This window comes from Clostridioides sp. ES-S-0010-02, from assembly GCA_020641055.1.
Lineage (GTDB): Bacteria > Bacillota > Clostridia > Peptostreptococcales > Peptostreptococcaceae > Clostridioides.
This window is the reverse complement of the sequence record CP067345.1, coordinates 1133633-1147399: the sequence shown is the minus strand read 5'-3', so window position 1 is coordinate 1147399 and position 13767 is coordinate 1133633. Positions and strand designations below refer to the sequence as shown.

General features: G+C 29.6%; 10 protein-coding genes. All 10 read right to left on the bottom strand.

Going from position 1 to position 13767, the window contains the following annotated elements; translation table 11 throughout:
* The 10 genes from JJC01_05475 to JJC01_05430 all read right to left on the bottom strand — a co-directional run bounded on the left by JJC01_05475 (position 1) and on the right by JJC01_05430 (position 13593).
* A complete protein-coding gene (locus tag JJC01_05475) occupies positions 1-1158 on the bottom strand; it encodes a polysaccharide polymerase (protein ID UDN59312.1) in 1158 nt (385 codons plus the stop codon).
* Between the two features lie 15 nt (positions 1159-1173).
* Positions 1174-1896 (bottom strand): glycosyltransferase, encoded by a 723-nt coding sequence (locus JJC01_05470; GenBank protein ID UDN59311.1) that lies wholly within the window; start codon positions 1894-1896, stop codon positions 1174-1176.
* An 11-nt stretch (positions 1897-1907) separates the two neighbouring features.
* Complete coding sequence (locus JJC01_05465; protein UDN59310.1) at positions 1908-2981, bottom strand: mannose-1-phosphate guanylyltransferase; 1074 nt, start codon at positions 2979-2981, stop codon at positions 1908-1910.
* Positions 2982-3002: 21 nt separating this feature from the next.
* Complete coding sequence (locus JJC01_05460) at positions 3003-4709, bottom strand: phospho-sugar mutase (protein ID UDN59309.1); 1707 nt, start codon at positions 4707-4709, stop codon at positions 3003-3005.
* A 45-nt stretch (positions 4710-4754) separates the two neighbouring features.
* Complete coding sequence (murJ, locus tag JJC01_05455) at positions 4755-6311, bottom strand: murein biosynthesis integral membrane protein MurJ (protein ID UDN59308.1); 1557 nt, start codon at positions 6309-6311, stop codon at positions 4755-4757.
* Between the two features lie 115 nt (positions 6312-6426).
* Positions 6427-7482, bottom strand: a complete 1056-nt coding sequence (locus JJC01_05450; protein ID UDN59307.1) for a cell wall-binding repeat-containing protein — start codon at positions 7480-7482, stop codon at positions 6427-6429.
* 94 nt (positions 7483-7576) lie between these two features.
* Entirely contained in the window at positions 7577-8263 is a 687-nt protein-coding gene (locus JJC01_05445; protein ID UDN59306.1) for a sugar transferase, read from the bottom strand.
* Between the two features lie 219 nt (positions 8264-8482).
* Entirely contained in the window at positions 8483-10507 is a 2025-nt protein-coding gene (locus JJC01_05440) for an N-acetylmuramoyl-L-alanine amidase (protein ID UDN59305.1), read from the bottom strand.
* Positions 10508-10755: 248 nt separating this feature from the next.
* On the bottom strand, positions 10756-11868 hold the full coding sequence (locus tag JJC01_05435) for a DUF5009 domain-containing protein (GenBank protein ID UDN60129.1): 1113 nt from the start codon (positions 11866-11868) through the stop codon (positions 10756-10758).
* Between the two features lie 147 nt (positions 11869-12015).
* The gene (locus JJC01_05430) at positions 12016-13593 is read right to left on the bottom strand and encodes a cell wall-binding repeat-containing protein (GenBank protein UDN59304.1); all 1578 of its coding nucleotides are present in this window, start codon (positions 13591-13593) and stop codon (positions 12016-12018) included.
* Positions 13594-13767: the final 174 nt, after the last annotated feature.

The window sequence follows — 13767 nt, the reverse complement described above, 5'->3', positions numbered from 1 at the left end:
CTACCTCCTACTTTTCATTTTCCACAAATCTACCTCTCTTTTATCATTTAATATTACTTCTTTTATTAGTAATACTATTGTGAAACTAAATGAAGCTTCTAATAATAAATTTTCTGCAAAAGAATATAGTAAAAATATGAACAAAGCTACTAAATACTCTTTTTTATCTTTTTCTATAAAGCTTTGTATACCTTTATACATCAAAAACATAAATAAGATGCAAGCAATTACTCCTAGTACACTAATTATATATATATAAGAACTGTCTAATGGATTAGTTGCTTTTATAGCAGCACTATATGAATTTCCAAAAGGTTTCATAAAATTTCCCTCTTGAGCTAAGTATACATTCCAGAACTTAGGTCTACTTGCTAATAATCTATTTAGTACACTACTTTTAGAAAACATCATACCAATAATTACACTAAATAAAGTAAGTATTATCGGTGATGTCTTTATAAGCATTGGTAGTACTTTTATTTTTTTTAGGTCTATCACTCTTATTATCTCTACAAATATTAATCCTGCTAATATAGTAAAAAAGCCAGTTCTACTATATGTAGTTTGATAAACAAAGAATGCAGATCCAAATAAAATTATTCTATCCCATTTATTATAGTTTTTATATCTTAAGAATATATATGCTGCATATATAGTAACCATATAATAAAATACTCCATTTGGATTACCAAGTCCAAAATCCATTCTTGTAACAAGCGTATCTAATTTTCCTATATATCTATAGTGGACTTCCTGATTAAATACTAATGAAGGAAATAAATTAAATAATAATATAGCTCCTATTAAAAAACATACAGATATTATTAAATAACTTTTAACTATACATTTATCATCTATTTGTTTAGCTGATACAGCTAACAAAACAATTAATAATATAGCTCCTTCTCTATTTAATATATAAAGTAATACACAAGCTCCAACTAGCACCATTTCTGTTATACTTTTTCTCTTATCAAATAAAAAAAGTAGCATTAGTATTCCTATTGAAGAATAAAATAACGCTGATTTAATTATCCCTATACTCATATCTGGGTCAATAAATGATATCATATACTTTCTAAGTACTATGATAAACAAAACAAATATATAAAGATATTTTTTAATCATAATATTTCTATCATCGTTTAAAGTCTTCATTTCACTTTCTCCCTTTTAGCTTCTTAAAGTATTACTTGCAAATATTTTACAACACTTCCATATCTTATTTACACCTGTTAAGTGCTTGCTTTCTAAGAAATAATTTCTTTTCTTAGCCCAACTTTTTCCCCACCAATGTATTCCATAAGTATTTTCTGTAATACATTCTGGTGTAAAGTCTTCTTTAAATCCAAAAGGATAAAAATATTCTTTATCGTAGACACGAATGCCTTCTTCATAGTTATTTTGGTCAATCTTTTTATAATTTTTTTCCATAAGATGAGTCATAACCTTTGGTATTGTAAACAATGAAGAAGTAAGCACCTCTTTTTCGTAGTACTCTAATAAATCTTTAAAGAAAGGATGTCCTTTTTCTACACCTACTATGGCTGCATTCATGTATTCTCCATCATCTTCATATCCACATATAAGCCTATTATTTTCTAAAAGAGGAGTTATATCCTTTAATATCTGCATATCTGTATCCAGATAAACTCCACCTTGTTCATAGAGTACCCTTACTCTTGTATAATCTGATATGAATGCCCAAAGCTTTCTTTTATAACATTCTTCCAAAAACTTATTTCCTTTTATTTCTTTCTCTATATCAAAGTTTTTTTCATTCCACTCTACTATCTCATATTCTGGAAGTTTTTCTTTCCATGAATTTATACATATATTTTCTATATTTCCTTTTGGACCACCAAACCATACATAATGTATTTTTTTAGGAATCAAATGAACACCTCCTACATATATTCTTGTCTATCTTCTTCTTTTAATTGCTCTACTATCTTTTTGACATCTTGAGCTTTATCTTTTCTACAAACCATAACTGCATCATTTGTAGATACTACTATCAAATCACTAATACCTATTGTCGATATTAATTTGTCATCTGAATATATAATTGAGTTTTTAGTATCTATAGTAATATTTTCACCTCTTTTGATGTTACCTTCATCATCAGTTGGATATATCGCACCTAGGGAGTCCCAAGAACCAACGTCATTCCAACCAAAATCACCAGGAACTACTATAACGTCATTACTTCTTTCCATAATACCATAATCTATAGAGATTGATTGTATTGTTGGATAGATTTCTCTTATTTTTTCTATTTCTTCTTCTGTTCCTAAGTAATTACTGATTTCCTCTAATTTTTCATATACTTTTGGTAAGTATCTCTTAAAATCTTCCAATATCTTGGATACCTTCCATACAAACATACCACTATTCCACACATATTTCTTAGAATTTACATACTCTTTAGCAATTTCATAGTTTGGCTTTTCTACAAACTCCACTACTTCATATGCAACATTTTCTATTGTATTTTCTCTACTAAAGTTTATGTATCCATATCCTGTTGATGGGAATGTAGGATTTATCCCAATAGTTACTAGTTTATCATTATTTTCTGCTATATAAATAGCTTTTTCTAAAATAGCTTTAAATTCTTTTTCATCTTTTATATAATGGTCAGCTGGATATACACACATAACACCATCACCATATTTTTTCATTATGTTAAAGGCTGCAAAACCTATAGCTGCTGCCGTATTTCTGGCACATGGTTCTGGTAAGATATTGCTGTATAAACATTTATCTTTCACTGTATCTTTTAAAGCGTCCATTTGCTTCTCATTAGTTACTATAAATAAATCCTCTTTGTTTGCTAGAGAATCTATTCTGTTTATAGTTTCATTTATTAAAGCATCTTCTCCACTTAAATTTATAAGCTGCTTAGGTACTTCTTGTCTACTAAGTGGCCAGAAACGAGTTCCGCCTCCTCCAGCCATTATGACATTATATACTTTCATCGTTTATCTCCCCTTAGCTCTTTATATAGAATCCACCACATTTAATATATAAGATATTAAATTATTCAACTTAGATTCTACATCTTCTTGGTTATCTGAATTTGCTCCAAAGTAAAATTTAATTTTAGGTTCTGTACCTGAAGGTCTTATAGCTATCCAAGAACCATCTTCAAGTAAAAATTTAAGTACATCTGATTTAGGTAAATCATCTACTCCATCTTTATAATCTAAAATCTTATCTACTTTTACATCAGCCACATTATCTATTTTAACACTTCTAAAGTAAAGCATCATCTCTTTTATTTTTTTTATTCCTTCTATGCCTTTTAAAGTCACTGACTTTAATTCCTCTTTGTAGTACCCAAATTTATTATATGTATCTATCAAGGCTTCATACAAGTTCATACCTTTTGAAAAATAGTATGCTGCCATTTCACATATCATAAGCGAAGATACAACACCATCTTTATCTCTAGCATGAGTTCCAATTAAGTAACCATAGCTTTCCTCATATCCCATTATAAAGCTTCTATCATTACTTTCTTCAAACGCTTTTATTTTTTCTCCTATAAATTTGAACCCTGTTAAAGTATTCAAACAATCTACATTATAAGCCTTTGCTATTTTTGCACCTAGTTCTGATGTAACTATAGTTTTTATTATTGTAGGATTGTTTTTAGGAAGTTTATTTTCTTCAACTAAACTCTCTACTATATATCTAACTAAAAGTGAGCCAACTTGGTTTCCATTTAAGACTACATACTCACCACTAGAATCTTTTACAACAACACCTACTCTGTCACAATCAGGGTCTGTCCCTATTATCAAATCAGTACCATTACTCTTTGCCATTTCAATAGCTATATTAAATACTGACTTTTCTTCAGGATTAGGATACTTAACTGTTGAAAAATTAGAATCTGGCAATTCTTGCTCCTTAACCACCATTACATTTTCAAAGCCACATTCATTTAAGACTCTTCTTACTGGTTTATTTCCGGTTCCATGAATAGGTGTATATATTATTTTTAATTTTTTTCCATATTCATCTATCGTGCTTTGTCTTAAAACTTGCTTCTTAACAGCCTTTATAAACTCATCATCTATTTCATTATCTAATATAGTTATTAAATTTTTAGATAAAGCTTCTTCAAAATCTACACTTTTAATGATACTGTAATCATCAATCTTATTAACTTCTGCAATTATATCATTGGCCATATCTATACAGATTTGACCTCCATCTGAGTCATATACCTTATATCCATTATACTCTTTAGGATTATGACTTGCTGTTATTACTATTCCCATAGCACACTTTAAATATCTAACAGCAAAAGAAAGTTCTGGTGTAGGCTTTAACTCTTCAAAAATATAAGCCTTTACACCATATGCACTTAAAGTTTTAGCTACTTCTATACAAAACTCTCTTGACATGTATCTACTATCATATGCTATAACAATTCCTTTTTGCTTTCCTTCTTCACCTTGCGTCTTCATAATATAATTTGAAATTCCAAGTGTTGCACGTCTAACAGTATAAATATTGATTCTATTAGTTCCCGCTCCTATTATACCCCTTAGACCACCTGTACCAAATTCTAAATTTTTATAGAATCTATCTTGTATTTCTTTGTCATCATCCTTTATACTTAATAGCTCTTCTTTGGTTTGTTCATCAAAATAAGGAGAATTTAACCACATCTCATAATTATTTTTATAATCCATATTTTCATCCTTTCTGACTCTATTTTAATTTTTTAAGGTAAATGTCTATCTTTTAAGTAGTTTTTGCTTTCCTTTTTTTAAAAATTCAAAAGCTAAGTCCATCTCTTCTACCTTAAATAAAACTATCAATATCGTATATACAGAAGCCCCACCTAATACTCCAGTTCCAACTGCTATAATTTCTTTAATTGTTCCTGCACCTATAAATGCATATAGATTGTTATATATCAATAAAGTGACTACTGCCATCACACCTGATGCTACCAAACTTTTAAGACCAGTCTTTATGATTTTATCTCCTCCAAAATATCCAGTTTTCTTTTTAAGAGATATAAACAATAATATAACTGTAATTATATTAGACGTACTAGTTGATATAGCAATACCTGCATGACCAAGTGGTCTTATCAATATTAAATTAAGAACTATATTTATTATTAGCGCGATACTTCCATTTATCATTGGTGTCTTTGTATCTGAAAGAGAATAGAATGCTCTATATAAAACATCTCTTACCCCACAAGCCAATAAACCTAACGAATATAATCTAAGAGCTATAGATGTAAGGTCTGTTGATAATGCATCAAACTTACCCCTTTGGAATAGTATTCTAACTAGAGGTTCTGCTAATATAATAGCTCCTATGGATATTGGAAGCACTACCAATATAATACAATTTGATGACTTTACAATAGTACTTATAAAGCCTTCTTTATTATCTTTACCCGACATTTTTGCTAACTTAGGATATATAACTGTTATTATAGATGTAACAAATAATGCCATAACAAACTCATTTAGTCTATTTGCATAGTTAAGGGCAGACAACTTTCCATCCCCCAAAGTAGTTGCCAATAACCTGTCAACAAATATATTTAACTGTCCAACAGCTACACCTATTAACATAGGCAAGACTAGATTCACTAATTCTTTTATGGACTCATCCTTTAAATTTATATATGGTTTATACTTGTAGGACTTCTTAAATGCAAATGGGAGTTGAAACAATAACTGACTTGCCATGGCAACCAATGCTCCTGCTGGTAGTATCCATACATTTTTACCTGCACTTAGTGCTATTGCTGCTATTATTATGATATTATATGGAATTCCTATAAGACCTGGAATTACAAAACTGTCATTCACCTGTAAAAATGAACTAAATATTTTACTTCCACTCAAGAACAAAACTCCTGAAATCATTATTTTAGTAAATAGTATTGCTGCTTGAAACTTAGCAGGGTCACTTCTAAATCCTGCTGCAAATACTGTAACAAATTGCTCTGTAAATAAAAGCCCCAAAATAGCTATTATTATAGCCATTATATAGCATATATTTAAAACATTGTTAGTAAATTTTAAGGCACCTTCATCTCCGAGTCTTTTCTTTGTCTCAAAGTACATAGGTATATAAGTTGTAGCAATTGCAGAACCTATGACTGCTATGATTAAACCAGGTATATTTAATGTTAATACAAATACGTCTGCATACATACCTGTTCCATAGAAATTTGCAAGTACAAGTTCTCTAAGGAAACCTAATACTTTTGAAAACATAGTGGCCGCCATAATCCACAATGCTGCTTTAGCTGTTTTTGACATTTTCTTTCTCCTTCTCTAATTTAAACTCTAAAAGTAGAACTTTTAAAACTGCTTATAAACATTATTCTGATTAAGTAAATTTAACCTATGAAAAGCTTCCTTAATAAATTAAAGACTATCTTGACTCATATCTAAGCGCTCTAAATACAATCAATAGTAATAATAGTATTAATATTATACAAGATAAGGATGTTAAATTAAGTATACTCTTTAACAGACTATAATTACCTACTGTATATCCAACTTCAATTACATCACTTATGTTGTTATCTTTCAAAAATTTATCTTGTGCATGACTTAAATTATCACTACAAATCAGTATTGGCATATTTTCTTTGGCCGATACTACTCCCAAAGAAATATATTCGTTTACATCAGATCTACTTCCAAAATCTAATTTAGCAGTATAGATTTTCTTTATATCTTTTTCATCATAAAACTTCTTTATTAAATCGACATTTGTGCTTGACTTATTTATTTGCTTTATACCTTCTATATTCTTTAAGCTAGAATCAATGTCTGCAATAAACTCTTTTGAATCACCTAATGCATATATTTTTTCAAGGTTTTTACTTTTTAAGAAGTCAATTTGTTCTTCAAAACCTTCATCTTGAGCCCATATTATTGGCATTCCATTTTTAGCTGCATAAGAATATACAGATATGGCATTCTCTAATCCTGTAGTTGAGCTAAGTAAAAATGCCTTATCGAATCCTACTGTTCTGTACATTTCTCTAGCTATCTTTAAAGATGTATCATATCTGTCTTTTCCTCTTATTCTTTCCACTTTAATTCCCATTTTCTCTATATTACGTTCAGCATCTTTAGATACTGCCTTTAAACCACCTATTATCGTAACCTTCTCTGGACCTAGCTCTTTTAGATAATTTCTTGTTACTCTACCAACATTTTTACTCTTAGTTACAACTATCGGAGCATTTTTTACATATGCCAAAGGTGTTGCACTTATACTATCTACAATTGACTCTTCATTTACAAGAATTACTTCTTTAGAATTCTTGAACACTCTTTTATTTAATTCTGTTGAAATCTCTGGTATACTACCTTCTATCAACTCTTTTTTAGGACTTACATCTGCAAATACCCCCACTGTACTAGAAATAGAGATTAGCAAAACTAACGATAATATAGTAGAAATTTTTTTAATCATAAGTTCTCATTCCTTTTCTTTTTGTATTTTTTGACAATAAAAAAGCTCTTTTTTAAAGAGCTTTTTCATTGATTAATAATCTAATATTTTAAAATTATCTAGCTCCGTCTCCTGTCAATACTACTTTAACAGTTTTAAAGAGTATCTTAAAGTCAAGTAATATACTCCTATTTTTTATATAGTAAATATCTTCTTTAAGTTTTTCTTCAGGAGTGATTTCGTATCCACCATTTACTTGTGCCCAACCTGTAAGTCCAGGTTTTATAGCAAGCCTGTTGATAAATCCAGGTATTTCCTCATTAAATTGAACAGTAAAGTTTGGTCTCTCTGGTCTAGGACCTATTAAGCCCATGTCCCCCTTTAATATATTAAACAGCTGTGGAATCTCATCAATTCTAGTTTTCCTAATAAACTTTCCAACCTTAGTTATTCTAGGATCATCTTTTTCAGCCCATTGTGCGCCAAATTTTTCTGCGTCTGTTCTCATAGATCTCAATTTATATATATAGAATCTTCTCCCGCATTTTCCTAGTCTTTCTTGCTTATAAGTTATTGGTCCTTTGTCCTCTATTTTAATAAGAATTCCAAATATTGCTATTAAAGGTAAACCTACTACAAGTCCTAATATAGATAAAACTAAATCCACAACTCTTTGGTACAAGTCAAACAACACTGTGCCTTTTACTATGCTATAGTCAATCTCACTTGCAATTTCTTTATCTGCCCCTGGATAGCTTGTAACTTTAGGTATTTCACATTCATCATTAGTATATCCAGACATAGTTACCTCCATATTGGAATAAAAAATTTTTAAATTCTTAATTTCAACGTATTTCTATCTTATTTTTGACTTATTTCTATATTATACTCAATAATGAGAAGTTTATCAATACAATAAACGTCATTGTAAACAATTTGATTCTTTGCAAAAATATATCATCTCTTGCTATATTTTACATTATAACAGGAGATGATATATTTTGCTTTAATATTTTTTATTTTATTTTACTGTATCTTCTATTCCTATTCCAATTTGAGTTCCCATTGTCTTTACTTTTTCTGCTGTATTTAACTTATCCATGTCGCTCTTATTGTCTATAAATGCGCATTCTACAAGTATTGCAGGATATTTATTGTTTCTTAATACATATAGGTAATCATTTCCATTAGCAAGTGTTCTTGTCTTGATTCCTCTATTTTGCATATTAAATTTCTCTAATATTCTTTTTAATATATTTGATGCCGCAGTCTTAGTTGTTCCACCATTTTTATCTTTTACTTTGTAAAAAATTTCCACACCATTACCAGCTCCATTAGATGCATTGTAATGTATACTTGTAAATAAATCTGGCTTTATAGTGTTTGATAATGTCGTTCTTTCTCCTAAAGCCATTGTTTTATCTGTATCTCTAGTCATAACAACATTTATACCTTTTGAACGTAAATATTCAGTAGTTGCTAGTGCTGTATTAAGAGTATATTTCTTTTCTTGAGCTCCACCATTTAATCCACTTGTTGCTCCTGAGTCAGAACCCCCATGACCTGGGTCTATCACTACAGTTTTTCCTGCTGCTGAACCTGGATTTTCTGGTTCTGTTGGTGCATTGTGTTTTGATAAACTAGATGCTATAGAATTTATAACACTATCCTTCATTCCATCACCAATTTGATATACTGTTCCTGCTGTTTTTTCTGATAAATTTGTACTATGGTATGCAGAAACGTAAGTTTTTGGAGTTATAAGTATTGGAGATTTCAACTTAGCTGCTAAAGGTCCTGCTGTTATTGAGTCAACTATTATGTCAGATTTTGCAACTAACATTGCACTCAATTCTTTATCTGGATAGAAAGTCTTAATTACCTTCGCATTAGTTTCATGTCTATCAGCTCCAGATACTCTGTTTTTTGAAGTCCCATTTTTTGCTATCTTAGATATTTTATCTATAAGTTTTGATGATAGACTTTGGTCTCCACCTATGTAATAAGCTTCTTCTAAACCTTGTGAAGATAGCCAATTATATGTACTTTCTGGTACAGAATCTTTATTAGCTAATATTATAGGTTGTTGGTCTTCACCTGCTTTTGATGAAATATTAAGAGCATCGTACTCACCAGCATATCCATTTGCTATATATATCTTATTAACATCATGATACTTATCGATTTCTTTTGCTATAAGTAAAGATGTTTCATGTCTATCAACTCCACCAATACGAGTTACATTTACATCTACAGCAGATTTTATTTGAGATACTGCCTTTTGTGAAACTGAACCATCATCACCTATGATTATTACATCACTTGGGTTTAGACGTTTTAATTCAGCCTTTGTACTTTCTGGTATATCATCTTTATTTGCAAGTAATATTGGTGCATCATATGTAGAAGCAAGTGGAGTAGCTGTGATTCCATCTGCTGCTAGTTCTCCATTAACTATTACAACCTTACTAGCTCCATCTTTCCATCCTTGTTTACTTATCTCAACTGCTGTCTCAAATCTAGTAGCTCCTGCAAGTTTTTTTACTGGTGCAGAAGTTTTTCTCATATATTCATTCACTGCTTTTGTTGAGTTAGCATCACTTATTATAAACTCTTGTGTAACATCATAATCTTTAAGATTTAACCCCATAGATTCTAAATCTTCTTTATTTAAAACCTTCTGTCCATCTTTACCATTTACTTTTATGCTTTGAAGTTCCCATACATTTAAGTATTCTGGGTCTTTGTTATAGTTTATTACACCTTCATATGTATCTGTTTTTTCATTGTAATTTAAAGTAGCTTCAAGTGGCATATCATAACACATAAAGTTTAATGTTATTGAATCAGCATTTAATTTTTCTTTAAACTTTACACTTGCATTCGATTTACTTCCTAACACAACACTTTTTCTTTGTAAATTTATATTAATATCTGAATTAGATTCTGTATTTGCAGTAGTATTTTCCGCTGCTAAAGCCACGTTTGGTGCCACCATTGCTATAGACAACATTCCTGTTGCTAATAATTTTGTTCTCTTTCTCATCGTATCCCCCCTAGATTTTTAGATCTTTAAATCTTATTTAATTCTTCTTGAACTTGTTTTATATTACATAAATTCAATATTATGTAAATCTTTTTTCATTATAGCACAAAAGATTACAAATTGTAATCTTTTTGTAATCTTTTATGGCATGTTTTTTTAATTTTCGCTAGGGAAAAACTGGATTATTACTGAGAATTTCTGCATATTTAAACAAATTGAATAAATATTTTTTTAAACAAAACACTACATTAAATTTTAATAAATATTTTCTTTTTATACATAAACGACATTATTATAACCCAAAACAATACATACAAGAGAGAAAATACAAGAGAATCCCATGTTGTACCTGCCCAAGGTGTTATAAATTCATATGTAGTCCATTCCACCAAAGTAGTAGGATAATCTACTTTATCAGTAAGTTTTGGTAAATTCCAAAACACATGGCTCAATATTTCAAGACACATATATGTAAAAATAGGGCTACTTCCAAGTGCTATTATTGGAGTAAATATTTTGCTTTTATTTTTGATGTCACATATAAAGTAAAATATTGCCAATAAAATACCATAACTTCCAGCCATTAAAAGTACGAATGAACTTGACCATAATCTCTTATTAAATGGAAAATATTGATTAAAAGCAAAAGCACATATAAGTAAAATGATACTCATAATTAATATTTTAAAGAATTTTTTATACTGTCCTATATTTTCTTTTAGAAGTACACACCCCATAGTACAGCCTAACATACCTGAAGAAATTGCTACTATACTTGTTAAAAATCCATCTGGTTCAAACTCTGGCTTGTACAAATGTCCTTTGAAAAAATGGAAATCCACCAATTGTGCAAGAGAACCTTCTAGCTCAAATCCATATGGTTTTGCCACTATATAATATCCCACTATGATAAATGCAGATATACATAAGAAAGTAATTATAGTTGCAGTGCTTCCTACATTCAGTTTTTTTAGTAGTAAATACACTAGACTAGTTACAAGGTATACTAATCCCATACGTTGAAGCACCCCAAGTATTCTTACAGTACTTAAGTCATGATTTCCTAGGTAATTTAAGAAAAATCCAAACAACATTAGTAAAATACTTCTCTTAAATATACTTAGTATTATTCGTATTGTAGATTTATTATTCTTTAGTTTACTGTTTATTGATATTGGAATTGTAACACCTAAGGATATAACAAAGAAAGGAAATGCAAAATCTGCAAGTGTTACACCATGCCATATAGCATGTCTAAGTTGTGGATACATTCTCATCCAAGTCCCAGGATTATTGCAAACTATCATGAGGGCTATTGATAGCCCTCTTATTATATCAATTGATTTAACTCTATTTTTCATAATTTTTGTATCTAATTTACTTTCAAATCCACTCTCCATATTACCTCCCCAAGATTTAATTGTATATTTATCTTTAGCTATGAATCAATCTAACTATATATTTTCAAATATAAGTATAAAATATAGCTTTCTTAAATATACATCTTTTTAGTTAAGAAATTTCTTTAGAAATCCAAGTTTATCTAATATATCTTGTATCTTATTAATTTTCTGGCTTATAGAATCTATAGCTTTTTCAATTGAATCAACCTTAGCTTCTAAATCTTCAACCTGATTTACTTTTTTGTCTATAGTACCATGATTAGTGATGTCACTATTAGATGAGTTATCTATAAGCTTTCCTATATAACCATCATTAATCAATTTTGTATCATTAGCAGATGCCAATATCATCATTGTTTCTATATCTGAATTTCTAGTATTTTCTATAACTCTACCATTTTTGTCACGAACTGACAATATAGTTATTGTATCATGATTGTTAAATCCACCTTCTCCAATATTTCTCACTATAACATTTACTAAAGTAGCATAGTTATTTACCTCACCATTAGGCATATCAATAGTGATAGTCTTTGAACAATCACCTTTTATATTCACAGTTATTGGCTTATTTGTTACCATTCTAAAAGCTTCATTTACAGTATCCTCTTTTGGATTAAAGTTAATAATGTCATTAGGACTTGCAATATTTATCATATTAGTTAATTCCTCAACGGTTTTAGCTTCAAAGATAGTTTTATCTTGTAAAGTCTTAATTTCATTAAAAGCTTCTTCATTTCCATTTCCACCAACTTGTGTTATAGTACTTAATTTTTTAGTACTAAGTATATCCCTTTGCTTTGTATTTAGTTTATCACCGACCAAAACAACAGGTGATTCATTCTTTGCTGCCAATACTCCAACTGCCAATGAATCAATAAGTTGATTTTCATTTTTACTTCCATCTTTAGTTACATATAGATTGTTTAAATCTACATCAGAGTAAAACTTTTCTATAACCTTGGCATTAGTTTCATTTCTATCCTTTCCACTCAATCTTTCTGCATTAGGGAGGCTTTTTTCTATAGTTCTTGAAACAGAATTTGTACCTCCTATTACATATGCCTTTATAACTTTCTCATCTTTTATAAATTTCTCAAACGCTTCTACTCCATTCTTTGGACTAGATAAAACTACAGGCATATTATTTTGAGCAGAAGGTGCCCCAACACTTACAGCATCACTTAGCCCTTTTTCGCCATTTACAACAGCTATCTCCTTAACATCTTTAATATCTTTTAGTTTATTTGCTAAAAGTAATGAAGTTTCATATCTATCATTACCACTAATTCTTTCTACATTTAATCCATCACTTTTTAATTGATTCTCTATATCCTTGTTTAACACGGCAGTCCCACCAATTAAATAAATATCCTTAGCTCCCAAACGCTTTAGCTCTGTTTTGGTTCTATCATCCAGTTTATTGCTTTCTGTTAAAAGTATTGGAGCTCCTTTAGATTTTGCAAATGGTGTAGCTGAAAGAGCATCAGCCAAAGAGCTATCATTGACTAATACAGCATTATTACTAGAACTATATGCTTTTTGGCTTATCTTCACAGCAGTTTCATATCTCCCTTCACCTATTAATTTTTCTTCTGTAAGTGCATATGATGAAGTTATAGAAATCCCACTTAAAGTAAGCGCTATTGTCAATATTGTTAAAATAGTTTTTGGTGCTTTCATTTTATTACCCCCTTATTTCGTTTAAAATCTTACTATATTATATTATAGAATATCTTTACACTATTTTACAGTTTAAAATTATTACATTTTTATCTATAAAAATTTCTCAAGAAATAAGCCCCAACCATATTAACAGTTAGGGCTTATCTCCTTTATATATTTTTAAAGCAATAT

Excerpts from the sequence above, each read along its gene's own strand:
- JJC01_05475 (UDN59312.1), bottom strand. The coding sequence starts at position 1,158 with ATGAAGACTTTAAACGATGATAGAAATATTATGATTAAAAAATATCTT.
- JJC01_05465 (UDN59310.1), bottom strand. The coding sequence starts at position 2,981 with ATGAAAGTATATAATGTCATAATGGCTGGAGGAGGCGGAACTCGTTTC.
- JJC01_05460 (UDN59309.1), bottom strand. The coding sequence starts at position 4,709 with ATGGATTATAAAAATAATTATGAGATGTGGTTAAATTCTCCTTATTTT.
- murJ (UDN59308.1), bottom strand. The coding sequence starts at position 6,311 with ATGTCAAAAACAGCTAAAGCAGCATTGTGGATTATGGCGGCCACTATG.
- JJC01_05450 (UDN59307.1), bottom strand. The coding sequence starts at position 7,482 with ATGATTAAAAAAATTTCTACTATATTATCGTTAGTTTTGCTAATCTCT.
- JJC01_05445 (UDN59306.1), bottom strand. The coding sequence starts at position 8,263 with ATGTCTGGATATACTAATGATGAATGTGAAATACCTAAAGTTACAAGC.
- JJC01_05440 (UDN59305.1), bottom strand. The coding sequence starts at position 10,507 with ATGAGAAAGAGAACAAAATTATTAGCAACAGGAATGTTGTCTATAGCA.
- JJC01_05435 (UDN60129.1), bottom strand. The coding sequence starts at position 11,868 with ATGAAAAATAGAGTTAAATCAATTGATATAATAAGAGGGCTATCAATA.
- JJC01_05430 (UDN59304.1), bottom strand. The coding sequence starts at position 13,593 with ATGAAAGCACCAAAAACTATTTTAACAATATTGACAATAGCGCTTACT.